Source organism: Variovorax sp. 10N432, assembly GCF_056394465.1.
Genome location: NZ_JBFTHX010000010.1, coordinates 207,049 through 229,916, shown reverse-complemented (window position 1 = coordinate 229,916; position 22,868 = coordinate 207,049). Strand labels below are relative to the sequence as shown.

The following is a 22,868-nucleotide window of genomic DNA, read 5'->3' as shown; positions in this document are numbered from 1 at the left end:
ATGGAAGAGATCGTCGACAGCGTCAAGCGGGTGACCGACATCATGGGCGAGATCACGGCGGCCAGCCAGGAGCAGACCTCGGGGATCGAGCAGATCAACCAGGCGATCACGCAGATGGACCAGGTGACCCAGCAGAACGCGGCGCTGGTCGAAGAGGCGTCCGCGGCGGCGGGCTCGCTGCAGGACCAGGCGAGCCAGCTGTCGCGCGCGGTCGGTGTGTTCAAGCTGGACCGATCGCAGGCCTCGCGCTCGCCGGCCGCGGCACCGGCGAAGCGGTTGCAGGCCAAGGCCAAGCCGGCCAGGGAGGAATCCGCGCCACGCAAGCAGACGCCCGCTTCTGCCGTGTCGGCGGCGGGCGACTGGGAAGAGTTCTAACCGTCGGCGGACCCGCCCACGGCCGGCCGCGTCCCCTCTTCGGGCCGCATCGGCGAACGCCCCGGCGCCGGCCGGGGGACGCCCTTCAGCGACCCGTAAGCGTGGGCGTAGACCCAGGTGAATTCGACGCCCAGCAGGAAGATCTGGGCCGAGTAATAGACCCACACCAGCACCACCACCAGCGAGCCGGCGGCGCCATAGCCCGAGGCGACGCCGGTTGTGCCGATGTAGAGGCCGATCAGGTACTTGCCGACCGTGAACAGCACCGCCGTCACCGCGGCGCCCACCCAGACGTCGCGCCATTGCACCCTGACCCGCGGCATGACCTTGTAGATCATCGCGAAGCCGATCGTCACGATCACGAAGCCGAAGGCCGAATTGACGTGCTGCGCCAGCGTGGCCCAGCCGCCGAACATCGGCGCCCACCACTCGCCCAGGGCCGCCAGCGCCGCGTTGACCACCAGCGACACGATCAGAAGGAAGCCGATGCCCATGATCATGCTGAACGAGAGCAGCCGCGTGCGCAGCAGCGACAGCACACCGCCACCCGCGTCGCGCACCGGCGCCCGCCAGATGCGGTCGAACGCGTCCTGCAGCTCACCGAAGACCGTGGTGGCGCCGACGACCACCAGGCCGAGGCCAGCCACGGTGGCGACCACCCCCTGGGTCGGCTTGTTGAGGGCTTCGAGCATCGACTGCACCGCTCGCGCGCCGTCGGCGCCCATCAGCCCCGAGAGCTGCTCGAAGATCTCGCCGCGGGCCGCCTCCCGGCCGAACACCAGACCGACCACGGAGATGACGATGAGGATCAGCGGCGCGACCGAGAACACCGTGTAGTAGGCCAGCGCGGCGCCCATGCTGGGGGCGTAGTCGGCCCGCCACGAGGCGACCGAATCCTTGCAGAGCTGGAAGAGCGAGCGTGCGTTCATGGGCGGGAGTTTGGCAGCAACTTGGCCGGCGGCACGTGGGACAGTGCGCCTCGGCGGCGGCACGGCCCACGATAATCGCCCCACATGGATCTCGCATCTACCCCTGCGCCGGCGGCGACCGACCGCCCGCGCCCCCAATCCCCGCGCGACCTTTTCGTTTCCTGCACCTGGCTGGCGTTGCAGGGCTTCGGCGGCGTGCTGGCCATCGTCCAGCGCGAGATGGTCGAAAAGAAGCGCTGGCTCACCCCCGACGAATTCCTCGAGGACTGGGCCGTCGCCCAGGTGCTGCCGGGCCCCAACGTGATCAATCTGGCGCTGATGATCGGCGATCGCCACTTCGGGCTGCGCGGCGCGATCGCGGCGGTGGCCGGCATGCTCACCGTGCCGCTGGCCGTGATCCTGGTGCTGGCGGTGCTCTATGCCCACTACGCCGGCAACCCGCAGGTCGCCGGCGCGCTGCGCGGGATGGGCGCGGTGGCGGGCGGGCTGATCGCCGCCACCGGCATCAAGCTCATACCGCAGCTGCGGCGGCATCCGCTGGGCTTCGCCACCTGCCTGGTGCTGGTCGCCGTGGTCTTCGCCGCGATCGCCTTCGGCCGCATCCCGCTCGGCTGGGTGCTTCTGGTGGTCGGCGGCGTGGCCTGCGCCTGGACCTGGCGGAAGATCGCGCCATGACCATCGTCATGCACTGGCAGGACTGGCTCGCGCTCTTCGCCCAGTACCTGATGCTTTCGCTGCTGTCGATCAGCGGCGCCATCACCACGGTGCCCGACATGCACCGCTTCCTGGTCAGCGACCACCGCTGGCTGACCGACGCCCAGTTCAGTTCCTCGGTCGCCATCGCCCAGGCCGCGCCGGGCCCCAACGTGCTGTTCGTGGCGCTGATGGGCTGGAACGTCGGGTTGAATGCCGGCGGCGGCATCGGGGCCGGCCTGCAGGCCTGGCTGCTGGGCCTGCTGGGCCTCGCGATCACCATGGTCGGCATCATGCTGCCGAGCACCACCCTGACTTATTTTGCCACCCGCTGGGGCCACCGCAACCGCACCCGGCGCGGCGTGCGCGCCTTCAAGCAGGGCATGGCGCCGATCGTCATCGGCCTGCTGGTCGCCACCGGCTGGGTGCTGGCGGGCGGAAACCATGCTGGCAACGCGCCCGCCTGGCACCTGTGGCTGCTGAGCGGCGTGGCCACGTTTATCGTCTGGCGCACCCGCATCCACCTGCTGTGGCTGCTGGGCGCCGGGGCGCTGCTGGGCGCCCTGGGTTTCGTCTGAACCTCTTTTTCAAGGCTTCCTCCTCATGCAACTCCGACCCCTCGGCCGCTCGGGCCTCCAGGTTTCCCCGCTGGCCTTCGGCGGCAACGTGTTCGGCTGGACCGTCGACGAAGCGCTGTCGTTCCGGCTGCTCGACGCCTGGCTCGACGCCGGCTTCAATTTCATCGACACCGCCGACGTCTATTCCAGCTGGGTGCCCGGCCACAGCGGCGGCGAATCCGAGACCATCATCGGCAAGTGGCTGCGCCAGAGCGGCAAGCGCGACCGCGTGGTGCTCGCGACCAAGCTCGGCAAGCCGATGGGCGAAGGCAAGAAGGGCCTGTCGCCGGCCTACATCCACGAAGCCGTCGATGCGTCGCTGCGGCGCCTGCAGACCGATCGCATCGACCTCTACCAATCCCACGACGACGACCCGGACACGCCGCTTTCCGACACCGCGGAAGCCTTCGCGGCGCTGATCAAGGCCGGCAAGGTGCGCGCGATCGGGGCCTCGAACTTCAGCGCCCCGCGGCTGGCCGAGGCGCTGGACGTGGCCGAGAAGCAGGGGCTGCCGCGCTACGAGAGCCTGCAGCCGCTGTACAACCTCTACGACCGGGCGGTCTTCGAGCAGGCGCTCGAGCCCCTGTGCCTCGCGCGCGGCGTCGGCGTGATCAATTTCTATGCGCTCGCCGCCGGCTTCCTGACCGGCAAGTACCGAAGCCCGGCGGATGCCGCGAAAAGCGCGCGCGGCGGCAGCACCACCAAGAAATACCTGAACGCGCGCGGCCTGCGCATCCTCGACGCGCTCGACGCCGCCGCCAGGACCCATGGCGCGACCCCGGGCCAGGTGGCGATCGCCTGGCAGATCGCGCGGCCGGTGGTCACGGCGCCGATTGCCAGCGCGACCTCGATGAAGCAGTTGGAGGAACTGGTCGCGGCARCCGCGCTGCAACTGTCGCCCGAGACCATCGCGGCGCTGGACGCGGCGAGCGCCGAGCCGTCCGCCCCGGCTGAACGGTAGGCTCCCTCCGACACGGATTGGCGGCCGCGGCCGCCGCCTGCGGGCTCGGACGAAGGCAGACTGGGCCGATTCCCATAGTCCCAGACCCGGAGCAACAACCATGTCCTTCGCCCTCTACATGATCGGCTTCCTGATCTTCCTGGCCGGCGTGGGCTGGGCCGCCTCGGTCGCCGGCGTGCCCTCGCTCTACATTGGCATCGGCGCCCTGATCCTGCTCGGCATCGGCATCTTCAGCGGCGTCGGCCGCACTCGCGGCAAGGACCCGTCCTGATTCTCGGAGCCACATCCGCGATACGCTTGCGGGATGAATCCCCACGATCCCCTCGCCCCACCCACGCTTTCCCTTTTCGCCGATCTCCGGGTCGAGGTCGGCAGGCCCGAGGTCCTGAGCCGCGGCCCGCGCGGCATGCGTCGGCTGGTGCCGATCACCGGCGGCGAAGCCCGCGGTGACGGCTGGACCGCCCGCGTGCTGCCCGGCGGCACCGATTTCCAGTTGATCGTCAGCGACACCTTGTCCGAACTCGACGCCCGCTACGGCCTCGAGACCGATGCCGGCGACCTGATCTACGTCCAGAACCATGCGGTGCGCTCGGCACCGGCCGAGGTCATGGCCGCGCTGCTGCGTGGCGAACCCGTCGACCCGGCCCAGGTCTACTTCCGCTGCCACCCGCGCTTCGAGACCGCTTCGAAGACGTTGGGCTGGATCACCGACCGCATGTTCGTCGGCGTCGGGGTGCGGCACCCCGCCGAGGTCGTGATGCGTTTCTTCAGCCTGTAGCCGGGGCCAGCCGCTGCCGCATCGCCTCGTAGAGGCAGACACCGCTCGCCACCGACACGTTGAGGCTTTCCACGGCGCCCGCCATCGGGATGCTGATCAGTTCGTCGCAGGTCTTGCGCGTGAGCTGGCGCATCCCCTCGCCTTCGGCGCCCAGCACCAGCGCCAGCGGGCGCCGCAGGTCGCTCTGGTAGAGCGTGCCGGGCGCATCGTCGCTGGTGCCGACGCACCAGATGCTGCGCTCCTTGAGTTCGTTGAGCGTGCGCGCCAGGTTGGTCACCATGAAATACGGCACCGTCTCGGCCGCCCCGCTTGCCACCTTGGCCACGGTGGCGTTGATGCCGGCGGCGTGGTCCTTCGGCGCGATCACCGCGTGGGCGCCGGCGCCGTCGGCGACGCGCAGGCAGGCGCCCAGGTTGTGCGGGTCGGTCACACCGTCGAGCACCAGCAGCAGCGGCATCGTGCCCGCGGCTTCCAGGCCCTCCAGCAGTTCGTCGAGCGAATGGGTCTGGGCGACCGGCTCGACGCGCGCAGCCACGCCCTGGTGGCCATGGCTGCCGCTCAGCTTCGAAAGGCGCAGGCCATCGGCCTCGACCAGCCGCACGCCGGCCTCCTGGGCGCGGGCGACGAACTGCCGCATGCGCGCATCGCGCCGGCTGGCATCGAACAGCACCTCGATCACCGATTGGGGCGCGGTCTTGATGCGCACGCCGACGGCATGGAAGCCGAAAATCACTTTGGGGGAAGACATGCGGGGATTATCGAGCCCCGGCGAGATAGAGCAGCAGGCACAGCAGCAGCAGGCCGGCGGCGACCCCCGCCCAGCGGCCCCATCGGGGCGGCTTGCGCTCCCTGGGCTCGGCCTGCGGCCCGCTGCGAGGCGCCAGCCCGCCGAAGGCGGTGTCGTCTTCCTCGTCGCTGTCTGGTGAAGGTCTGGGCATGGGTTCCCCCGCGGTTCAGCTCCCCCCCTCGTCGAGCGCCACGCGCCCCGCCTCGATCGTGATTTTGCGCTCGCACTGGGCCGCGATGCCACGGTCGTGCGTGACCAGCACGAGGGTGGTGCCCAGTTCGCGGTTGAGGTCGAACATCAGCCGCATCACCTGCTCGCCGGTGGCGAAATCGAGGCTGCCGGTGGGCTCGTCGGCCAGCAGCAGCGCCGGCTGGACCACGAAGGCCCGCGCCAGCGCCACCCGCTGCTGCTCGCCGCCCGACAGCACCTTGGGATAGTGGCCCAGGCGCTGGCCGAGCCCGACACGGCCGAGCATCTCGGTGGCCGCCTTGCGGGCATCCTTGCGATCGGCCAATTCAAGGGGCAACATCACGTTCTCGAGCGCGCTCAGGTTGCCGAGCAGCTGGAAACTCTGGAACACGAAGCCGACCTTCTGCGCCCGCAGGGCCGCACGTTCGTCCTCGTCGATCGCGAACAGGTCCTCGCCCCCGAGCTTCACGGTGCCGCGGGTGGGCGTGTCGAGGCCGGCGACGATCGACAGCAGCGTGCTCTTGCCCGAGCCCGAGGCGCCGACGATCGCAGCGGTCTCCCTGGCGCCCAGGGTGAAGTCGATGTCCTGCAGAATATCCAGCGTTCCGGTGGAATCGGTCACGGACTTGAAGACATGCTGGACGGCGACGATGGCGTCGGCTCGGCCATCGGATCGGATTGAGGACATTGAAAGGTTTCGCGTGGTGAATCGACGTCACTTTATCTTGAGCGCCGCGCTGGTCGCGAATGCGGGGTCATGGCCGGCCGCCGGAGCGCAGTCGGCAGCGGGCAAGGCGCCCCTGATCCTGGTGGTCGGCGACTCGCTGTCGGCCGAGTACGGCCTCAAGCGCGGCGAAGGCTGGGTGCCGCTGCTCGACAAGCGGCTGGCCGAACAGAAGATCGCGGCCACGGTGGTCAATGCCAGCATCAGCGGCGACACCAGCGCGGGCGGCCGGGCCCGGCTGCCCAACCTGCTGGCGCAGCACCAGCCGACGCACGTGGTGCTCGAACTCGGCGCAAACGACGCCCTGCGCGGCCTGCCGCTGGCCGGCACCGAGGACAACCTGCTGCAGATGACCAAGGCTGCACAGGCCACGGGCGCCCAGGTGCTGCTGGTCGGCATCCAGGTGCCACCGAACTACGGCAGCGACTACACGCGCCGCTTCGAGGCCATCTTCTCGAAGGTGGCGGCGGCGACCAAGGCACCGGTGGTTCCCTTCCTGCTGAAAGGCATCGCCGACGGGCCCGATGCGGCGGTACTGTTCCAGGCCGACCGCATCCACCCGACCGCGGCCGCCCAGCCGCGCATGCTCGACAACGTCTGGCCGGCCTTGCGCAAGATGCTTCCGAAATAGCCGGCCGCCGGCCGGCTTCGATTCACGCAAGCAAAAAGCCGCCGCGGCGCTGAGCCGCGGCGGCTTCTTCATTCTTTCGGGGGGGAGGTCCGGAACGGCTCAGCCGTTCTTGGTCGGCAGTTCGGGCACCGTCGGCGGATCGCGTTCCAGCGAAGCGACATCGGTCTCCGGATCGCCGGGTGCCAGGCCGTCGCTGCTGGGCATGAGCTTGCGGTTGGCCTTTTCCCTCAGCTTGTCTTCCTTCTTTTTCTTCTTAGCCAGTTCTTTCTGGCGCTTTTCATAGCCGTAATTTGGTGTTGCCACTGCTTCTCCTTCACGAGACAGTCACGGTGACTGCACATGGCTTGACTGTACGCGATATCGCGGCGCTCTCAGAGTGCCGCCAGCGCCTGTTCCAGGTCCGCGCGCAGGTCGTCCACGTCTTCCAGGCCGATCGAGAACCGCACCAGCGTGCCCTTGTGCGGCCAGCGGGCCACCGCGGCGTCGCGCATCAGGCCGATGTCGTAGGGCACCACCAGGCTGATCGGCCCACCCCACGAATAGCCGAGCCGGAACAAGGCCAGGCTGTCGCAGAAGCGGTCGACCTGCTCGGTGCCGTAGCGGGCGTCGAAGACCACCGAGAACAGGCCCGCCGCCAGGTCGCTGGCGCCGCAGAGCCGCAGCCAGTGCGCGTGGCCCGGCGAGCCCTCGAGCGCCGGATGCAGCACCTGCGCGATCTCGGGCCGGCCTTCGAGCCAGCGGGCGAGTTCGCGGGCGCTGCGGTCATGCGCCTGGTAGCGCAGCGCCAGGCTCGGCAGCGAGCGCAGCACGGTTTCGACGTCGCCCACGCCGATGCCGAAGCCCATGCGCATGTGGGTCAGCTTGAGCGCGCGGTGCAGCCGCTCGTCGCGGGTGACCACGCTGCCCATCAGCACATCGCCGCCCCCGCTCGGGTACTTGGTCAGCGCATGGACCGAGATGTCGACCCCCTGCCCCGTGCCGTTGAAATCGAAGGGCGCGAAAGCCAGGCCGGCGCCCCAGGTGTTGTCGAGCGCGGTGATCACGCCGCGCTCGCGGCAGGCACCGACCAGCGCCGGCAGGTCTGGAAACTCCATCGTCACGGAGCCGGCGGCCTCCACCCAGACCAGTTTGGTGCGGTCCGACAGCTTGGCCGCGAGGTCGGCGGGGTTCATGGCGTCGTAGAGCCGGTGGCTGATGCCGAAATTGGCCAGCTCGCCGTTCGCCAGCGCCTTGTTCGGACCGTAGGCGTTGTCCGGGATCAGCACCTCGTCGCCAGCCTTCAGGAGCGCAAACGAGACCAGCGAGATCGCCGCCAGCCCGCTGGGCACCAGCAGGCACTCTGAGCCGCCCTCCAGCGTGGCGAGCCGCTCCTCGAGCGTGAAGGTGGTCGGCGTGCCGTGCAGGCCGTAGGTGTAGCCGACCTTGGTCCGCCAGTCGCGCGCGCGCATCGCGGCGACGTCGGCGAAGAACACGGTCGAAGCCTTGTAGACGCCCGGCTGGGGCGCCGCGAAATGGGCCGGCGGGCTGTAGGGATGGTGGATCAGGTCGGTGATGGGCTTGGGCATGCCTCCATGCTAGTCGACCAGATCGCCGCCAGTGCGCACAATGGCCGGCATGCTGCTCACGCGCGTTCCCCCGCCTTCGCTGCGGTTCGTCGTCCGCTCGATGTGGGCGGCCGAGCCCGGCCCTGCGGACGCGCTCGCGCACCCGGTGCCTCGGCGCGAACACGTGCTGCCGACCGGCGACATGCACCTCGTGTTCAGGTTGGCGGACACCCCGCTGCGGCTCTTCGCCGACCCGGACGACAGCACCGGCTGGACGGTGGGACATGCCATCGTCGGCGGCGCCCGTTCGGCCTTCTATGCCCGGGAGGTCGCGGCGCCCACCGCGTCGGTGGGCGCGCAGCTGCGCCCCGGGGCTGCCTGGGCGCTGTTCGGCACGCCCGCCTCGGCCCTGGCCGAACGGCACACGCCGCTCGACGCGCTCTGGGGTGCGGCCGCCGGCGACGCGCTCGAGCTGCTGCAAGGTCTGCCTACGCCCTCGGCCCGGCTGGACGCGCTCGAGGCCCTGCTCGTCCGGCGACGGGCGCCACGCCCGCTTGCGCTGCACCCGGCGGTCGCGCGGGGCCTGCGCGGCATCGCCGACGGCACGCCGGTTCGCGAGCTGGTGCGCGCCAGCGGCTACAGCCACCGGCATTTCGCCGCCCTCTTCAAGGAGGCCACGGGGCTGGCGCCCAAGCGCCTGCAGCGCGTGCTGCGCTTCCAGCGGCTGCTGGCCACGGCACCGGGGACCGTGCCCTGGGCGGAGCTTGCGCTCGCGTTGGGCTACAGCGACCAGTCCCACTGCATCCGGGAGTTCGGCGACATCGCCGGCATGAGCCCCGAGGCCTACCGCCGGGCGGCGCCGAGCGCACCGAACCACGTCTCCGTCGACAGGTCAACTTCGTCCAAGACGTCCCGCCCGGGCGGGATCAGAATCGCGCCCACACCGCTTCATCGAGGACCCCCGCATGACCGTCCATGAACTGTTCCCCTATCTCTGCGTGAAGGACACGGCCGCCGCGATCGCTTTCTACGGCGAGGTCTTCGGCGCCACCGAGAAGTTCCGGCTGACCGAGCCCGGCGGCCGCATCGGCCACGCCGAACTCGATTTCGGCGGCACCACCGTGATGCTGTGCGACGAATTCCCGGAGTACGGCATCCGCAGCGCCACCACCCTGGGCGCCACCCCCGTCACGCTGCACCTGCATGTCGACGACGCCGATGCGCTGGTCGCGCGCGCCCTGAAGGCCGGCGCGACGCTCGAAATGCCGCTGGAAGATCATTTCTACGGCGAACGCTCGGGCACCTTCCGCTGCCCGTTCGGACACCGCTGGAATGTCGGGCACGCCATCGAGGCCGTGGCGCCCGAAGAAATGCAGAAGCGCTACACCGAAAAACTCAAGTGAGGCCGCTGCGGCCTCACCGTGCTCAGACCGACCACTTCTCCAGCAGTTTCCCGACGCCGAGCGAGTCGTAGCCCTCGAAAGGCTGGTGGATCCAGGGGTTGGTCTGCAGGAACTCGACCGAGTAGTCGGGCGTGAAGGTCGACAGCGCCTTGGTCCAGAGCACCGCGCTGCGCAGCTCGGTGATCGGCTTGTAGTTGCTCTTGAGCTGCTCCACCACGGCATGCAGCGTGTGGCCCGAATCCGCCAGGTCGTCGACCAGCAGCACCTTGCCGGCGATCTCGCCCTTGGGCGTGGTGATGAAGCGCGCGATGTCCAGGTGGCCCTGCACCGTGCCGGCATCGGCGCGGTACGAGCTGGTCGACATGATCGCCAGCGGCTTGTCGAAGATCCGCGACAGCACGTCGCCGGGCCGCAAGCCACCGCGCGCCAGGCACAGGATGGTGTCGAACTGCCAGCCCGACTGGTGCACCTTGATCGCGAGCTTCTCGATCAGGTTGTGGTACTCGTCGTAGCTCACGTAGAGGTGCTTGCCGTCTTCGGTCAACATGGTCATGGTGTTCCTGCGGGTGGTTGCGTTCAGTCGGCCAGGTAGGGATGGCGCATCATGATCGTGTGATCGCGGTCGGGGCTGGTCGACACCATGTGGATCGGCACGCCCGTGACCTGCTCGATGCGCTGCAGATAAAGCCGCGCATTGATCGGCAGCTTGTCGTACTGGGTCACGCCCACGGTGCTGTCGCTCCAGCCCTCGAGCGTCTCGTAGACCGGCGTGCAGCGCTCGATCTCGTCGGCGCCCATCGGCAGGATGTCGGTGTACTCGCCATCGAGCTCGTAGCCGGTGCACAGCTTGAGTTCTTCGAGGCCGTCGAGCACGTCGAGCTTGGTGATGCACAGGCCGGAAAGGCCGTTGACCTGGGCCGAGCGCTTCAGCAGCGCGGCATCGAACCAGCCGCAGCGGCGGCTGCGCCCGGTGGTCACGCCCTTCTCGGCGCCGACGTTGCTCAGGTGCCAGCCGACGGTGCCGGGCTTCTCCCAGTCGAGCTCGGTCGGGAACGGGCCGCCGCCGACGCGGGTGCAGTAGGCCTTCGTGATGCCGAGCACGTAGTGCAGCATGCCCGGGCCGACACCCGAGCCCGCGGCCGCATTGCCGGCCACGCAGTTGCTCGAGGTGACGTAGGGATAGGTGCCGTGGTCGACGTCGAGCAGCGTGCCCTGGGCGCCTTCGAACAGCAGGTTGGCGCCGGCCCGGTTGGCGTCGTTGAGCTCGCGCGAGACGTCGGCCATCATCGGCTTGAGCAGCTCGGCGTGGCGCATCGCCTCGTCGTAGACGGTGTCGAAATCGATCGCCGGCGCGCTCAGCACCTGGGTCAGCACATGATTGTGCAGGTCGAGCAGCACGCGCAGCTTGGTGGCGAATCGCTCGGGATGCTTCAGGTCCTGCACCCGCAGCGCGCGGCGTGCGATCTTGTCCTCGTAGGCCGGGCCGATGCCGCGGCCGGTGGTGCCGATCTTCTCGATGCCGCCCTTCTCGCGATAGGCCTCGCGGGCGATGTCGAGCGCCGCATGGAAAGGCAGGATCAGCGGGCAGGCCTCGCTGACGCGCAGTCGCGAACGCACTTCGACGCCGGCCTTCTCAAGGCCTTCGATCTCCTCGAACAGCTTGGCCGCCGAAACGACCACGCCGTTGCCGATGTAGCACTTGACGCCGGGCCGCATGATGCCGCTGGGGATCAGGTGCAGCGCCGTCTTGACGCCGTTGATGACCAGCGTGTGGCCGGCATTGTGGCCGCCCTGGAAGCGCACCACGCCCTGCGCGCTTTCGGTCAGCCAGTCGACCAGTTTGCCCTTGCCCTCGTCGCCCCATTGGGTGCCGACGACGACCACGTTTCTTCCGGTGGTAACGCTCATGGTGTCTCGCTTCTCAAGATGTCAGATGGCTTGCACGCGCCATTGGCCGTCCTGCTGGACAAGCTCGCGGTCGCAATGGAATTCGTCGATTTCGTTGCCGTGGCCCGGCAGCACGCAGACCACGGTCTCGCCTTCGCCGCGCAGTGCGGCGATGGCCTTGTTGAGGGGCTCGGCGTCGCTCCATGGGGCGCGGATCGCTGCCCGCAGCGGCCGCGCGGGCAGCACGGCGACCAGTTCGCGCAGGTCGAGGCTGAAGCCGACCGCCGGACGGTTGCGCCCGAACACGGCGCCCACCTCGTCGTAGCGGCCGCCGCGCACCAGCGAGTCGCTGGCGCCGTCGGCGTAGATGCCGAAGCGCATGCCGCTGTAGTAGGCATAGCCGCGCAGGTCGGCCAGGTCGAAGCTCACGCGCGCACCCTCGAGGCGGGCAGCGAGCTGCTTCAGGTCGGAGAGCGCGGCGCGGATCCCGGCGTTGTCGGGCAGCACGCGGGCCGCTTCGTCGAGCACCGCGGCATCGCCGTAGAGCTCGACAAGGGCCAGCAGGCCGTCGCGCGACGGGGCCGGGAAGCCGGCCGTGAGTTCGCGCAGCGTGCTCGCATCCTTGGCCGCCAGCGCCGCATGCACACGCGCGATCGCAGCGGCATCGACCGGCACGCCGGCGAACAGGGCGCGCACGATGCGGGCGTCGGCCAGGTCGACGATCACCGGCGCCTGGGCGCGCCCGGTGACGCCGGCCGCCCGCAGGCAGTCGAGCGCCAGTCGCAGGATCTCGGTGTCGGCCTCGAGCCCGGCGTGGCCGTAGATCTCGGCCCCGAACTGCAGCGGCTCGCGCGTGGCATGGGGGCGGTCGGGCCGGGTGTGGACCACCGGGCCGCAGTAGCACAGCCGCGCCACGCCGGCCCGGTTCAGCAGGTGGGCGTCGATGCGGGCCACCTGCGGCGTGGTGTCGGCGCGCAGGCCCATGCTGCGGCCCGACAGCTGGTCGACCAGCTTGAAGGTCTGCAGATCGAGCGCCTCGCCGGTACCGGACAGGAGGGATTCGAGATGCTCCAGCAGCGGCGGCATCACCAGCTCGTAGCCATAGCCACGGGCGGTGTCGAGCAGCTGGCGTCGAAGTTCTTCGATGTGGCGCGCCTCGGAAGGCAGCACATCGGCAATGTGATCCGGAAGGACCCAGGCGGACATGGAGATCGGGGGCCGTGGTTAAACCGGGATTCTACCGGGACTGTGGCAGGYCGCCGCCGGGCCGCCCCAAGGCGGCCTGGGCCCCCTCGGCGGGCAGCGCCCCACACGCAGTGGGGAAGCGTGGGGGCGACATCACCCCAGGAGCCAGAGCAGGAACAGTCCTAGAACAATGCTGCACAGGCCGAAGAAGCGCAGCTGGCCGTCGCGCAGCTGCATGAGCTGGTTGAAGCCGCGCCGCCAGCTGCCGGGCGACAGGAAAGGCAGCAGGCCCTCGATCACCAGGACCAGGGCCAGCGCGCTCCAGAAGGTGTCGCTGTCCACGCGGCGAAGCCGGTCGTCAGCGACGCGGCGCGTTGCCGGTCGAGCCCGAGCCCTGCATGGCCCGGAAGAACTCCGACGAGGGGTCGAGCACCAGGACGTCGCTCTTCTTGTTGAAGCTCTGCTTGTAGGCGTCCAGGCTGCGATAGAACTGCGCGAACTGCGGATCGCGGCCGAAGGCCTCGGCATAGATGCCCGCGGCGCGGCCGTCGCCCTCGCCCTTGATCTTCTGGGCGTCGCGGTAGGCGTTGGCCACGATCACCTCGCGCTGGCGGTCGGCGTCGGCGCGGATCTTCTCGCCCTCGGCGAAGCCGGTGGAGCGCAGTTCGTTGGCGACCCGCTTGCGCTCGGCCTCCATGCGGCGATAGACCGACTCGGTAATCGCCTCGACATAGTCGACCCGCGTGATGCGGACGTCGACGATGTCCACGCCCCACGGCTTGTTGGCGCCCTTCACGACCGCCAGCACCTCGCGCTGGACGTCGGCCATCAGCGCATCGCGGCGGGTCGAGATCAGGTCACGCACGGTGCGCTTGTTGATGTTTTCCTGGAAGGCGTTGCGCACCACCCGGTTGAGCTGCACCGCGCCGGCGTTCTCGTCGAGGCCGACATTGCGGATGTACTCCGACGGGTTGGTGATGCGCCAGCGCACGTACCAGTCGATCACCACGCGCTGCTTCTCGGCCGTGAGCATCGGCTCGGGGTCGAGGCTGGACAAGGTCAGCAGCCGCTTGTCGATATAGGACACGTTCTGGAACGGCGGCGGCAGCTTGAAGTTGAGGCCGGGCTCGGTGATCACTTCCTTGATCTGGCCGAGCGCGTAGACCACGCCGAACTGGCGCTGGTCGACCACGAAGAGCGTGGAACTCAGCAGCGCGAGCGCCACCAGGACCGACGAGACGATGAATCCGATTCTGTTCATAGCTTTCTGGTCCTCAGCGCACGTCGCGGTCGCGTGAACGGCCATCGCGGGCCCGGGCATCGCCGGCGGACGGAGCCACCGGAATCACCGAGGATTGCGGCGCGGCGGTGCCGGCGACGTTGGGGCTCGCGGCATCCGACGGCGTGCCGGCGGCGGCATTGGCGCCGGTCTGCTGCATCAGCTTGTCGAGCGGCAGGTAGAGCAGGTTGGAGTTCTGCTTGGAGTCGATCAGGATCTTGCTGGTGCTGCTGTAGATCTGCTGCATGGCGTCGAGGTACATGCGGTCGCGCGTCACTTGCGGCGCCTTCTGGTATTCGGACAGCACCGAGCTGAAGCGCTGGGCATCGCCCTGCGCCTGGGCCACGATTCGCGCCTTGTAGGCCTCGGACTCTTCCTTCAGGCGCGAGCCGGTACCGGTCGCGCGGGGCACGACGTCGTTGGCATAGGCCTGGGCCTCGTTCTTGGCGCGCTCGCGCTCCTGGCCGGCCTTGAGCACGTCGTCGAAGGCCGCCTGCACCTGCTCGGGCGGCCGCACGCCGCCCTGCTGCAGGTTGATCGCCACGATCTCGACGCCGAGGTTGTAGCGGTCGAGGATGGTCTGCATCAGGTTGCGCACGCGCGGTGCGATCTGGTCGCGCTCGTCGGCCAGCGCGGCGTCCATGCGCATCTTGCCGACCACTTCGCGCACCGCGGTCTCGGCCACCTGCACCACCGTGTCGGAAGGCGCCTTGCTCTCGAACAGGAAGGCGCGGGCGTCGTTGAGGCGGTACTGCACGGCGAACTTGATCTCGACGATGTTCTCGTCCTCGGTCAGCATGGCCGACTCGCGCAGGCCGGTCGAGCGCACGATGGTGTCGCGGCCGACATCGACCGAGCGGATCTGCGAAGTGACCACGATCTCGTGGCGCTGAATCGGGTACGGCAGGCGCCAGTTGAAGCCCGCCCCCACCGTCGCCTTGTAGCGGCCGAACTGCGTGATCACGGCCTGCTGGCCTTCGTTGACGATGAAGAAGCCGGTGCCGAGCCAGATCAGGACCGCGACCACGGCGATCAGGCCGAGGCCGAAGCCGGCGTTCTTCATGTCGGGCCGCATGCCGCCGCCATTGCCGTTGCCGCCCGGCGGCCGGTCGCCGCCGCGCCCGCCGCCGAACAGGCCGCCGAGCTTGCGGTTGAAGTCGCGCCAGAGTTCGTCGAGGTCGGGCGGTCCCTGGTTCGGACCCTGGCCCCGCGGACGGTTGTTGTTGTTGTTGCCGGGAGGCGGCGACGGCGGCTCGCCTTCGGGCCGGTTGGCAGTCGGGCGGTCGCCGTTGGACGAGGAGTCGTCACCCCGGCCCCAGCGGCCGTCGTTCAGATTGAACATCGCCGGAAACCGTCTCCACACTGGCTTTGAATTCATTCGAGTCTGTTCTTTGGTCAGTGAAGTGGGATTGTGCACAATCTCAATCGGTGGCCTCATGCAATTCGGCCCCGCCCTCCAAGGGCATATCTTCGGGCACCGAGTGCGATCGCTGCGCCAGTTCGGCCCGCAGCGCCGGCAGCCCCTCCCCCGTATGGGCGCTCAGGAAAATGCGGGTCACCAGCAGGCCGTCGACTTCGATCTCGTCTTCGAGATGCAGGGGGTGCTGCGCGCTTTCAAGGGCATCCAGCTTGTTGAACACCAGCAGTTGCGGCACGACGTCGGCACCGATCTCCTTGAGCACCGCCTGGACCTCGGCCATCTGCTCGGGGTGGTGCGGATTCGAAGCATCCACCACGTGCAGCAGCAGGTCGGCATCGACCGCCTCCTGCAGCGTCGCCTTGAAGGCGTCGATCAGTCCGTGCGGCAGGTCGCGGATGAAGCCCACGGTGTCGGAGATCGAGACCTTGCGGCGAGCATCGCCGAGGTAGAGCTGCCGGGTGGTGGTGTCCAGGGTGGCGAACAGTTGGTCGGCCGCATAGGCGCGGGCCTTGACCAGCGCATTGAACAGCGAGGACTTGCCGGCGTTGGTATAGCCCACCAGCGAGATGTTGAAAGTGTCGCGCCGCTCGCGCTGACGGCGCTGCGTGCCGCGCTGGCGCTGCACCTTGATCAGGCGCTCGCGGGTGCGCTTGATCGACTCGTTGATCATCCGGCGGTCGAGTTCGATCTGCTTTTCGCCGGGGCCGCCGCGCACGCCGGCACCGCCGGTCTGGCGCTCCAGGTGGGACCAGCGGCGCACCAGCCGCGTGCTCAGGTACTGCAGGCGCGCGAGCTCGACCTGCAGCTTGCCTTCGTGCGAACGGGCGCGCTGGGCGAAGATCTCGAGGATCAGGAAGGTGCGGTCGTAGACGGCAATGCCGAGCTGGCGTTCGAGGTTGCGCTGCTGCGCCGGGCTCAGCGACTGGTCGAAGACCACTTCGCTGGCACGATGCAGTTCGGCCAGTTCGCGGAGTTCGTCGGCCTTGCCGCTGCCGACGAACAGCGCGGCATCGGGGGCCTTGCGCTTGCACACGAGGCGGGCGACCGGCTGCAGGCCTGCGGTCTGCGCGAGCAGGCCGAGTTCCTCGAGTTCGCCGTCGAAATGGGGCAGCCCGAAATCCACGCCGACCAGAACGACGGCGCCTTCTATCCGGGGAATCAGTTCAGACAAGCGGATTCAGATATGAAAAAAGCGCGGCGGATGAACCGCCGCGCCTCGCGCCGATCAGGCGGCGGTGTCGTCGTTCTCGGCAGCCGAGAAGTTGACGGCCCGACCCGGCACGATGGTGGAGATGGCGTGCTTGTAGACCATCTGGGTCACCGTATTGCGAAGCAACACGACGTACTGGTCGAAGGACTCGATCTGGCCTTGCAGCTTGATGCCGTTGACCAGATAGATCGAAACCGGCACGTGCTCGCGACGCAAGGTGTTCAGGAAGGGGTCTTGAAGAAGCTGCCCTTTATTGCTCACGATATTCTCCGTGTTCAAGAGTTGTTGTTGGACCGGTCACCTTAACACAGCGATTCCGCGCCGCAGCATATAAGCCCCAATGGCCTTCTAAAAATAACGGCACCGAACGCTGGAACTTCCGCGCTCGACGCCCCTCATCGGTGCTCAATGGCCGCCAAGTCACTCGCCGGCGGAGGCCGGCGCCGGGCTCAACCGTCCTTGTCGGCGTAGGGATTGCTGGAGGTCTTGAGCTGGATCCGCAGCGGCGTCCCGACCAGGTCGAATTCCTTGCGGAAACGCCCTTCGAGAAAGCGCTTGTAAGCCTCTGTGACGTGCTCCAGCGAATTGCCGTGGATGATGATGATCGGCGGGTTCATCCCACCCTGGTGCGCATAGCGCATCTTCGGGCGGAACATGCCTGAGCGCTTCGGCGCCTGGAATTGCACCGCCTCGAGCAGCAGGCGGGTCAGCACCGGCGTCGACATCTTGCGGGTGGCCGACTTGTGGGCCTGCACGATCGACTGCCACACCGGCCCCAGGCCCTGGCGCTTGATGGCCGAGATGAAGTGCAGCGAGGCGAACTTGAGGAACGGCAGCCGGGTCTCGATCTGGCGCTGGATCTGCTCGCGCTGGTAGCTGTCGACCGCGTCCCACTTGTTGATCGCGATCACCACCGCCCGGCCGCTCTCGAGGATGTAGCCGGCGATGTGGGCGTCCTGGTCGGTCACGCCCTGGGTGGCGTCGAGCAGCAGCAGCACCACGTTGGCCGATTCGATCGCCTGCAGCGTCTTGACCACCGAGAATTTCTCGATCGCCTCGAACACCTTGCCCTTGCGGCGCAAGCCGGCGGTGTCGATCAGCTCGAAGCGCTGGCCATTGCGCTCGAAGGGCACCGAGATCGCATCGCGCGTCGTCCCCGGGAGGTCGAAGGCGACCAGCCGCTCCTCGCCCAGCCAGGTGTTGATCAGGGTCGACTTGCCGACATTCGGGCGGCCCGCGACGGCCAGCTTGATCGGCTTGTTGGGATCTTCCTCGCCCTCTTCCTCGGGCTCGGGCAGCGCCAGCGGTTCGAGCGCGAGCTCGACCAGGTCGCGGATGCCCTGGCCATGGGCCGCCGAGATGCCATGCACCTCGCCGAAGCCGAGTTCGTAGAAATCGACCAGCTTGGTGCCGTCGTGCATGCCCTCGGCCTTGTTGGCCACCAGCACGCAGGGCTTGCCGAGCCGGCGCAGTTCGTTGGCGATGTCGTGGTCCTGGGCCGACAGCCCTTCCCGCGCGTCGACCACGAAGATCACGACGTCGGCCTCGGCCACGGCCTGGCGGGTCTGCTTGGCCATCTCCTTGAAGATGCCGCTGCCCGCATCGGGCTCGAAGCCACCGGTGTCGATGACGATGAATTCGTGCTTGCCCAGGCGGCCGTTGCCGTAGTGGCGGTCGCGCGTGAGGCCCGCGAAGTCGGCGACGATGGCGTCACGCGTCTGCGTCAGGCGGTTGAACAGGGTCGACTTCCCGACGTTGGGACGCCCGACCAGCGCGATGACCGGCTTCATGGAAGGCGTCCTTTCACTTGATTACTCGGGCCGATAGCCGAACACGCCGCCATTGCGGGTGACGACCACGACCGTGTTGCCGGCCAGGACCGGTGTCGCTGCGATGGCCGAGCCATCGGGATTGAGCCGGTTCAGCGGCTTGCCGTCGTCGCGCGACAGCACATGCACCAGACCGGTGGTGTCGCCGACGATCACCGAGCGTCCGACCGCGAGCGGCGCGGTCAGGAGGCGGTACTTGAGCAGGTCGGCCTGCTGCCAGGCCCGTTCGCCGTCGCTGCGGCGCCAGGCCACCACGGCGCCACTGTCCTCGGAACCGAAGATGTAGCGGTCGTCGCCGCCGATGCCGTCGGCACCGACGGCCGGCTTGGTCCACAGCAAGGCGCCGCGCGCCGTATCGACGCAGCCGACGCTGGCGAAATAGGCCCGCGCGCACACCACGTCGCCCTGCCGGCTCACGGTGCCGGTCAGGTCGACCAGGCGCTCGACGTCGTTGGTGCCGCGCGGCGCGGCGATCGGCGACTCCCAGCGCGACGAGCCGTTGGCCGGATTGATGCCCACCAGCCGGCCGCCGACGCCGGCGACCAGGGTGTCGCCCACCGCCAGCAGCACGCCGGGCTTCTTCAGCACCAGGTTCTCGGCGGTGCGCTGCTGCGACCAGAGGCGGCGGCCGCTCTGGCCGTCCCACGCGCTGGTGGTGCGGTCCGCGGCCTGGACGAAGATGCGGCGGCCTGCCACCAGCGGCGGCGTGTAGGCCTGGGCCGTGAGCCGCTCCTTCCAGAGCACCTTGCCGGCCTCCAGGGCCACCAGTTCGCTGTTGGCCGTGACCACCGCCACCAGGCGGCCGTCGCTGCCGACCCCGGCCGCCAGCGGCGCGCCGACGTTCGCGCGCCAGACTTCGGTGCCGGCGCGGGCGTCGATCACCACCACGGTGCCGTCGGCGCCGGCGACCGCGATCTGGTCGCCGTTGACCACCGTCGCCAGCGGAAACTCGACCTTCGGGATCTTGATGGTCCAGGCCTGCTTGATCCCCATCAGCGCCACGCTGGGCGGCAGTTCGACGGGCTTCGGCCGTGACGTGCCGGAACAGGCCGCCAGCGTTGCGATCAATGCGGCGGCCGCCCCGATGCGCAGGGCGGGCGCCCAAGTCAGGTAACGCTTCAAATTCATGGTGTGGTCTTGGCTGGGGATGCGGCGCTGCCGGCCGCCGGAGCCAGGCTCTTCGGGTCCACGCCGACGGCATTGAGCTTGATCTCGACCAGGCGGCGGTAGTCGGCGCCCGGTTCGAAGGCGGCCAGGGCTTTGAGGTACTCGGCCTTGGCCTCCTCGCGCTTGCCCTGGCTGAGGTAGATGTCGCCCTTGCGATCGGCCGCCAGGGCCTCGAATTCCTTCGGCATCTCGCCGGCGAGCGCCTTCAGGGCCTCGTCGTACTGCTTGGCCTCGAGCAGCTCGCCCGCCAGCCGCAGCTTTGCGACCGCCTGGTAGCCCGGGTCGACCGCATGCTCGGAGACCCATGCCAGCGCCGCACGCGACGCTTCGGCGTTGCCCTTGTCGTTGAGCGCCCGCGCCGCCAGCAGGCCGGCCTGCTGGGCGTAGGCGGTGCCCGCGAACTTGTCCTTCATGTCGGACAGCGCGCGCTCGATGCGGGCGGTGTCGCCGGCCTGCGCGCTGCGCTCGATCTCGTCATAGAGGGCGGAAGCCTGCGCCGCCTTGTTGCGCTGGAAGTACTGCCAGCCGTTCCAGGCGACGAAGGCGCCGGCGGCAAGCAGCACGACCCAGGTGATCAGGGTGCCGTAGGTGTTCCAGAAATGCTTGAGCTGGTCGAGCTGTTCCTGTTCTTCGAGATCGAGATGGGTGGCCATGCGCTATGAATGTTGGGGAGCCGAGGATTGTAGGGTGGCGGCCCAGGCGGCCAGGTCGGTCAGCGCCCGGGTGGTCTGGGCCCCGCTGCCGTCGCGCAGCGACTTGACCGTGACCTCGCCGCGGGAGAGCTCGTCGGCGCCGAAGACCAGCGCATGCGCCGCTCCGCTGGCGTCGGCCTTCTTGAACTGCGACTTGAAGCTGCCGAGGCCGTCGGCCGTGGCCGCGTGCATCTGGGCCCGCAGGCCGGCATCGCGCAGCTGCTGCAGGGTGCGCAGCGCCACCGGCATGGCGGCGGCGTCGGGCACCACCGCATAGACGTCGGGGACCGGCAGCGGGATCGGCGTGCCCTGCTCTTTCACCAGTTCGAGCACCCGTTCGACCCCCAGTGCCCAGCCGACCGCCGGCGCCGGCTTGCCGCCGATCTGCACGATCAGGTCGTCGTAGCGGCCGCCGGCGCAAACGGTGCCCTGCGAGCCGAGGCGGTCGGTCACGAACTCGAAGACGCTGAGGTTGTAGTAGTCGAGCCCGCGCACCAGGCGCGGGTTGATCGTGTAGCCGATGCCATTGGCGTCGAGGATCGCGCGCAGGCCGTTGAAGTGCGCGAGCGAGGCCTCGCCCAGGAAGTCCATGAGCCTGGGCGCCGACTCGACGACCTCCTTCATGGCCGGGTTCTTGGTGTCCAGGATGCGCAGCGGATTGCTGTGCAGCCGGCGCTTGCCGTCTTCGTCGAGCTTGTCGGCGTGCTGTTCGAAATGGGCGATCAGCTGCGTGCGGTGCAGCGCCCGCTCGGCCGGCTGGCCCAGGCTGTTGAGCTCGAGCCGAACATCGGTGAGGCCCAGGGCCTTCCAGAGCGCGCTGGCGAGCAGGATCAGCTCGGCATCGACGTCCGGACCGGCGAAGCCCAGGGCCTCGGCACCGATCTGGTGGAACTGCCGGTAGCGTCCGCGCTGCGGCCGCTCGTGGCGGAACATCGGGCCCATGTACCAGAGCCGCTTGCCGCCGTCGTACAGCAGCGAATGCTCGGTCACGGCGCGCACCACGCTGGCGGTGTTCTCGGGACGCAGGGTGAGCGCCTCGCCGTTGAGCTTGTCTTCGAAGGAGTACATCTCCTTCTCGACGATGTCGGTGACTTCGCCGATGCCGCGCACGAACAAGGCCGTCTGTTCGAGGATGGGCGTCCGGATGTTGCGGTACGCGTAGCGGCCCATCAGGTCGCGCACGATGGCTTCGAGCCATTCCCAGCGCGCCGAATCGGGCGGCAATATGTCGTTCATGCCTTTGACGGCACTGATTTTTTCAGCCATGGATGGAGCTCAGGCGACCTCGGAAGCGATGCCGCTGCCGAAGCGTTTTTGGATGTAGGTTTCGACCAGCTGGTGGAACTCGTTGGCTATGTTGTCGCCGCGCAGCGTGAGGGCCTTCTGGCCATCGATGAAGACCGGCGCCGCCGGCGCCTCGCCGGTGCCGGGCAGGCTGATGCCGATGTCGGCGTGCTTGCTTTCGCCCGGCCCGTTGACGATGCAGCCCATGACGGCCACCTTCATGGTCTCGACACCCGGGTACTTGTTGCGCCAGACCGGCATCTGCATGCGCAGGTAGTCGTCGATCTGCTTGGCCAGTTCCTGGAAGGTGGTGCTGGTCGTGCGTCCGCATCCCGGGCAGGCCGTGACGCTGGGGACAAACACGCGCAGGCCCAGCGCCTGCAGGATCTCATTGGCGATCAGCACCTCCTGGGTGCGCGATTCGCCGGGCTGGGGGGTCAGCGAGACGCGGATCGTGTCGCCGATGCCTTCCTGGAGCAGGATCGACAGGGCGGTGGCCGAAGCCACCGTGCCCTTGGTGCCCATGCCGGCCTCGGTGAGGCCTAGGTGCAGCGTGTAGTCGCAACGCCGGGCCAGTTCGCGGTAGACCGAGATCAGGTCCTGCACGCCGCTCACCTTGCAGCTCAGGATGATCTGGTTGCCGGCCATGCCCATCGACTCGGCCAGCTTCGCGGAATCGATGGCCGAGGTCACCAGCGCCTCGTACATGACCGACTTGGCGTCCCAGGGTTCGGCCCGGGCGCTGTTGGTGTCCATCAGGCTGGCCAGCAGTTCCTGGTCGAGGCTGCCCCAGTTGACGCCGATGCGCACCGGCTTGTTCCAGCGCATCGCGGCGTCGATCATCTGGCCGAACTGGCGGTCCTTCTTGTCGCCCTTGCCCACGTTGCCCGGATTGATGCGGTACTTGCTGAGCGCCTCGGCACACGCCGGATAGTCGGTCAGCAGGCGGTGGCCGTTGTAGTGGAAATCGCCGATCAGCGGCACGTCGATGCCCATGCGGTCGAGCTGCTCGCGGATGTAGGGCACCTGCGCGGCGGCCTCGGGCGTGTTGACCGTGATGCGGACCATCTCGGAGCCGGCGATCGCCAGCTCCTTGACCTGGATCGCGGTGCCGATGGCGTCGACGGTGTCGGTGTTGGTCATCGACTGCACGCGCACCGGCGCATCGCCGCCGACGGTCACGGTGCGCGGCCCCCAGACCACGCTGGCCTGGCGCGAGCGGCGCGGCCGGGGCGCGGCGGGTTCGATCGGCAGGCAGCCGAAGGGGTTCTGGGCATCGGTCAT

28 protein-coding genes are annotated in these 22,868 nt (G+C 68.7%); 9 read left to right on the top strand and 19 right to left on the bottom strand.

What is annotated here, in order from left to right; all coding sequences use genetic code 11:
* Positions 1-375 (top strand): methyl-accepting chemotaxis protein (locus tag AC1DF3_RS14850; protein ID WP_478140019.1); only part of this gene is annotated, 375 nt, incomplete at its 5' end.
* On the opposite strand, the gene AC1DF3_RS14845 is transcribed toward AC1DF3_RS14850, so the two are convergent.
* On the bottom strand, positions 372-1,304 hold the full coding sequence (locus tag AC1DF3_RS14845) for a YihY/virulence factor BrkB family protein (RefSeq protein WP_286533038.1): 933 nt from the start codon (positions 1,302-1,304) through the stop codon (positions 372-374). The two genes, AC1DF3_RS14850 and AC1DF3_RS14845, sit on opposite strands and share 4 nt — an antisense overlap.
* A gap of 84 nt (positions 1,305-1,388) precedes the next feature.
* Here AC1DF3_RS14845 and AC1DF3_RS14840 point away from each other — a divergent pair, with 84 nt between their 5' ends.
* The 5 genes from AC1DF3_RS14840 (at position 1,389) to AC1DF3_RS14820 (ending at position 4,353) form a co-directional block, all read left to right on the top strand.
* Positions 1,389-1,979 carry a chromate transporter gene (locus tag AC1DF3_RS14840; protein ID WP_286533037.1) on the top strand — a complete coding sequence of 197 codons (591 nt, stop codon included), beginning with the start codon at positions 1,389-1,391 and terminating at the stop codon, positions 1,977-1,979.
* Complete coding sequence (locus AC1DF3_RS14835) at positions 1,976-2,575, top strand: chromate transporter (RefSeq protein WP_286533036.1); 600 nt, start codon at positions 1,976-1,978, stop codon at positions 2,573-2,575. The genes AC1DF3_RS14840 and AC1DF3_RS14835 overlap by 4 nt, the downstream gene beginning before the upstream one ends.
* A gap of 25 nt (positions 2,576-2,600) precedes the next feature.
* The gene (locus tag AC1DF3_RS14830; RefSeq protein WP_478140018.1) at positions 2,601-3,575 is read left to right on the top strand and encodes an aldo/keto reductase; all 975 of its coding nucleotides are present in this window, start codon (positions 2,601-2,603) and stop codon (positions 3,573-3,575) included.
* Between the two features lie 100 nt (positions 3,576-3,675).
* Positions 3,676-3,846: a hypothetical protein gene (locus AC1DF3_RS14825; protein WP_286524069.1), complete on the top strand. Its 171-nt coding sequence runs from the start codon at positions 3,676-3,678 to the stop codon at positions 3,844-3,846.
* A 33-nt stretch (positions 3,847-3,879) separates the two neighbouring features.
* Positions 3,880-4,353, top strand: coding sequence for a DUF3237 domain-containing protein (locus tag AC1DF3_RS14820; protein ID WP_478140017.1), 474 nt, complete (start codon positions 3,880-3,882; stop codon positions 4,351-4,353).
* Here AC1DF3_RS14820 and rlmB read toward each other — a convergent pair.
* Genes rlmB through AC1DF3_RS14805 form a run of 3 tightly spaced genes read right to left on the bottom strand, consistent with a single transcriptional unit; the run spans position 4,343 to position 6,017 of the window.
* Positions 4,343-5,101 carry a 23S rRNA (guanosine(2251)-2'-O)-methyltransferase RlmB gene (gene rlmB / locus AC1DF3_RS14815; protein ID WP_286533033.1) on the bottom strand — a complete coding sequence of 253 codons (759 nt, stop codon included), beginning with the start codon at positions 5,099-5,101 and terminating at the stop codon, positions 4,343-4,345. The genes AC1DF3_RS14820 and rlmB overlap by 11 nt on opposite strands.
* A gap of 7 nt (positions 5,102-5,108) precedes the next feature.
* Complete coding sequence (locus tag AC1DF3_RS14810) at positions 5,109-5,291, bottom strand: hypothetical protein (RefSeq protein ID WP_286533032.1); 183 nt, start codon at positions 5,289-5,291, stop codon at positions 5,109-5,111.
* A gap of 15 nt (positions 5,292-5,306) precedes the next feature.
* Positions 5,307-6,017: an ABC transporter ATP-binding protein gene (locus AC1DF3_RS14805; protein ID WP_286533031.1), complete on the bottom strand. Its 711-nt coding sequence runs from the start codon at positions 6,015-6,017 to the stop codon at positions 5,307-5,309.
* Here AC1DF3_RS14805 and AC1DF3_RS14800 point away from each other — a divergent pair.
* The gene (locus AC1DF3_RS14800; RefSeq protein WP_286533030.1) at positions 5,980-6,684 is read left to right on the top strand and encodes an arylesterase; all 705 of its coding nucleotides are present in this window, start codon (positions 5,980-5,982) and stop codon (positions 6,682-6,684) included. The genes AC1DF3_RS14805 and AC1DF3_RS14800 overlap by 38 nt on opposite strands.
* 99 nt (positions 6,685-6,783) lie before the next feature.
* On the opposite strand, the gene AC1DF3_RS14795 is transcribed toward AC1DF3_RS14800, so the two are convergent.
* Both AC1DF3_RS14795 and AC1DF3_RS14790 read right to left on the bottom strand, forming a co-directional pair.
* The gene (locus tag AC1DF3_RS14795) at positions 6,784-6,987 is read right to left on the bottom strand and encodes a hypothetical protein (protein ID WP_286507677.1); all 204 of its coding nucleotides are present in this window, start codon (positions 6,985-6,987) and stop codon (positions 6,784-6,786) included.
* Between the two features lie 68 nt (positions 6,988-7,055).
* Positions 7,056-8,249, bottom strand: coding sequence for a cystathionine beta-lyase (locus AC1DF3_RS14790; protein WP_286533028.1), 1,194 nt, complete (start codon positions 8,247-8,249; stop codon positions 7,056-7,058).
* Positions 8,250-8,289: 40 nt separating this feature from the next.
* Here AC1DF3_RS14790 and AC1DF3_RS14785 point away from each other — a divergent pair, with 40 nt between their 5' ends.
* Positions 8,290-9,207 (top strand): helix-turn-helix domain-containing protein, encoded by a 918-nt coding sequence (locus tag AC1DF3_RS14785; protein WP_478140020.1) that lies wholly within the window; start codon positions 8,290-8,292, stop codon positions 9,205-9,207.
* On the top strand, positions 9,194-9,631 hold the full coding sequence (locus AC1DF3_RS14780) for a VOC family protein (protein WP_478140016.1): 438 nt from the start codon (positions 9,194-9,196) through the stop codon (positions 9,629-9,631). Before AC1DF3_RS14785 ends, AC1DF3_RS14780 begins: the two co-directional genes overlap by 14 nt.
* A gap of 22 nt (positions 9,632-9,653) precedes the next feature.
* Here AC1DF3_RS14780 and AC1DF3_RS14775 read toward each other — a convergent pair whose 3' ends face one another.
* The 13 genes from AC1DF3_RS14775 to ispG all read right to left on the bottom strand — a co-directional run bounded on the left by AC1DF3_RS14775 (position 9,654) and on the right by ispG (position 22,868).
* Complete coding sequence (locus AC1DF3_RS14775) at positions 9,654-10,178, bottom strand: phosphoribosyltransferase (protein WP_286524856.1); 525 nt, start codon at positions 10,176-10,178, stop codon at positions 9,654-9,656.
* A 29-nt stretch (positions 10,179-10,207) separates the two neighbouring features.
* The gene (locus tag AC1DF3_RS14770; RefSeq protein ID WP_286533024.1) at positions 10,208-11,539 is read right to left on the bottom strand and encodes an adenylosuccinate synthase; all 1,332 of its coding nucleotides are present in this window, start codon (positions 11,537-11,539) and stop codon (positions 10,208-10,210) included.
* A 21-nt stretch (positions 11,540-11,560) separates the two neighbouring features.
* On the bottom strand, positions 11,561-12,724 hold the full coding sequence (locus AC1DF3_RS14765; RefSeq protein ID WP_478140015.1) for an ATP phosphoribosyltransferase regulatory subunit: 1,164 nt from the start codon (positions 12,722-12,724) through the stop codon (positions 11,561-11,563).
* A 132-nt stretch (positions 12,725-12,856) separates the two neighbouring features.
* Positions 12,857-13,045 (bottom strand): DUF2065 domain-containing protein, encoded by a 189-nt coding sequence (locus AC1DF3_RS14760; RefSeq protein WP_301809600.1) that lies wholly within the window; start codon positions 13,043-13,045, stop codon positions 12,857-12,859.
* 16 nt (positions 13,046-13,061) lie between these two features.
* Positions 13,062-13,964: a protease modulator HflC gene (gene hflC / locus AC1DF3_RS14755; RefSeq protein WP_286524093.1), complete on the bottom strand. Its 903-nt coding sequence runs from the start codon at positions 13,962-13,964 to the stop codon at positions 13,062-13,064.
* Positions 13,965-13,977: 13 nt separating this feature from the next.
* Positions 13,978-15,324 carry an FtsH protease activity modulator HflK gene (hflK, locus tag AC1DF3_RS14750; RefSeq protein ID WP_478140014.1) on the bottom strand — a complete coding sequence of 449 codons (1,347 nt, stop codon included), beginning with the start codon at positions 15,322-15,324 and terminating at the stop codon, positions 13,978-13,980.
* 79 nt (positions 15,325-15,403) lie between these two features.
* On the bottom strand, positions 15,404-16,573 hold the full coding sequence (hflX, locus tag AC1DF3_RS14745; protein WP_478140013.1) for a GTPase HflX: 1,170 nt from the start codon (positions 16,571-16,573) through the stop codon (positions 15,404-15,406).
* 54 nt (positions 16,574-16,627) lie between these two features.
* The gene (hfq, locus tag AC1DF3_RS14740; RefSeq protein ID WP_093123058.1) at positions 16,628-16,873 is read right to left on the bottom strand and encodes an RNA chaperone Hfq; all 246 of its coding nucleotides are present in this window, start codon (positions 16,871-16,873) and stop codon (positions 16,628-16,630) included.
* Positions 16,874-17,061: 188 nt separating this feature from the next.
* Positions 17,062-18,402 (bottom strand): ribosome biogenesis GTPase Der, encoded by a 1,341-nt coding sequence (gene der, locus AC1DF3_RS14735; protein ID WP_478140012.1) that lies wholly within the window; start codon positions 18,400-18,402, stop codon positions 17,062-17,064.
* A gap of 21 nt (positions 18,403-18,423) precedes the next feature.
* Positions 18,424-19,569 carry an outer membrane protein assembly factor BamB gene (bamB, locus tag AC1DF3_RS14730; protein WP_478140011.1) on the bottom strand — a complete coding sequence of 382 codons (1,146 nt, stop codon included), beginning with the start codon at positions 19,567-19,569 and terminating at the stop codon, positions 18,424-18,426.
* The gene (locus AC1DF3_RS14725) at positions 19,566-20,261 is read right to left on the bottom strand and encodes a YfgM family protein (protein WP_286533018.1); all 696 of its coding nucleotides are present in this window, start codon (positions 20,259-20,261) and stop codon (positions 19,566-19,568) included. Before AC1DF3_RS14725 ends, bamB begins: the two co-directional genes overlap by 4 nt.
* Positions 20,262-20,264: 3 nt before the next feature.
* On the bottom strand, positions 20,265-21,566 hold the full coding sequence (hisS, locus tag AC1DF3_RS14720; RefSeq protein ID WP_286533017.1) for a histidine--tRNA ligase: 1,302 nt from the start codon (positions 21,564-21,566) through the stop codon (positions 20,265-20,267).
* Between the two features lie 9 nt (positions 21,567-21,575).
* A complete protein-coding gene (ispG, locus tag AC1DF3_RS14715) occupies positions 21,576-22,868 on the bottom strand; it encodes a flavodoxin-dependent (E)-4-hydroxy-3-methylbut-2-enyl-diphosphate synthase (RefSeq protein ID WP_478140010.1) in 1,293 nt (430 codons plus the stop codon).

Excerpts from the sequence above, each read along its gene's own strand:
- AC1DF3_RS14845 (WP_286533038.1), bottom strand. The coding sequence starts at position 1,304 with ATGAACGCACGCTCGCTCTTCCAGCTCTGCAAGGATTCGGTCGCCTCG.
- AC1DF3_RS14840 (WP_286533037.1), top strand. The coding sequence starts at position 1,389 with ATGGATCTCGCATCTACCCCTGCGCCGGCGGCGACCGACCGCCCGCGC.
- AC1DF3_RS14835 (WP_286533036.1), top strand. The coding sequence starts at position 1,976 with ATGACCATCGTCATGCACTGGCAGGACTGGCTCGCGCTCTTCGCCCAG.
- AC1DF3_RS14825 (WP_286524069.1), top strand. The coding sequence starts at position 3,676 with ATGTCCTTCGCCCTCTACATGATCGGCTTCCTGATCTTCCTGGCCGGC.
- AC1DF3_RS14820 (WP_478140017.1), top strand. The coding sequence starts at position 3,880 with ATGAATCCCCACGATCCCCTCGCCCCACCCACGCTTTCCCTTTTCGCC.
- rlmB (WP_286533033.1), bottom strand. The coding sequence starts at position 5,101 with ATGTCTTCCCCCAAAGTGATTTTCGGCTTCCATGCCGTCGGCGTGCGC.
- AC1DF3_RS14810 (WP_286533032.1), bottom strand. The coding sequence starts at position 5,291 with ATGCCCAGACCTTCACCAGACAGCGACGAGGAAGACGACACCGCCTTC.
- AC1DF3_RS14800 (WP_286533030.1), top strand. The coding sequence starts at position 5,980 with ATGGCGTCGGCTCGGCCATCGGATCGGATTGAGGACATTGAAAGGTTT.
- AC1DF3_RS14805 (WP_286533031.1), bottom strand. The coding sequence starts at position 6,017 with ATGTCCTCAATCCGATCCGATGGCCGAGCCGACGCCATCGTCGCCGTC.
- AC1DF3_RS14790 (WP_286533028.1), bottom strand. The coding sequence starts at position 8,249 with ATGCCCAAGCCCATCACCGACCTGATCCACCATCCCTACAGCCCGCCG.
- AC1DF3_RS14785 (WP_478140020.1), top strand. The coding sequence starts at position 8,290 with ATGGCCGGCATGCTGCTCACGCGCGTTCCCCCGCCTTCGCTGCGGTTC.
- AC1DF3_RS14780 (WP_478140016.1), top strand. The coding sequence starts at position 9,194 with ATGACCGTCCATGAACTGTTCCCCTATCTCTGCGTGAAGGACACGGCC.
- AC1DF3_RS14775 (WP_286524856.1), bottom strand. The coding sequence starts at position 10,178 with ATGTTGACCGAAGACGGCAAGCACCTCTACGTGAGCTACGACGAGTAC.
- AC1DF3_RS14770 (WP_286533024.1), bottom strand. The coding sequence starts at position 11,539 with ATGAGCGTTACCACCGGAAGAAACGTGGTCGTCGTCGGCACCCAATGG.
- AC1DF3_RS14765 (WP_478140015.1), bottom strand. The coding sequence starts at position 12,724 with ATGTCCGCCTGGGTCCTTCCGGATCACATTGCCGATGTGCTGCCTTCC.
- hflC (WP_286524093.1), bottom strand. The coding sequence starts at position 13,964 with ATGAACAGAATCGGATTCATCGTCTCGTCGGTCCTGGTGGCGCTCGCG.
- hflK (WP_478140014.1), bottom strand. The coding sequence starts at position 15,324 with ATGTTCAATCTGAACGACGGCCGCTGGGGCCGGGGTGACGACTCCTCG.
- der (WP_478140012.1), bottom strand. The coding sequence starts at position 18,402 with ATGAAGCCGGTCATCGCGCTGGTCGGGCGTCCCAACGTCGGGAAGTCG.
- bamB (WP_478140011.1), bottom strand. The coding sequence starts at position 19,569 with ATGAATTTGAAGCGTTACCTGACTTGGGCGCCCGCCCTGCGCATCGGG.
- AC1DF3_RS14725 (WP_286533018.1), bottom strand. The coding sequence starts at position 20,261 with ATGGCCACCCATCTCGATCTCGAAGAACAGGAACAGCTCGACCAGCTC.
- hisS (WP_286533017.1), bottom strand. The coding sequence starts at position 21,566 with ATGGCTGAAAAAATCAGTGCCGTCAAAGGCATGAACGACATATTGCCG.
- ispG (WP_478140010.1), bottom strand. The coding sequence starts at position 22,868 with ATGACCGATGCCCAGAACCCCTTCGGCTGCCTGCCGATCGAACCCGCC.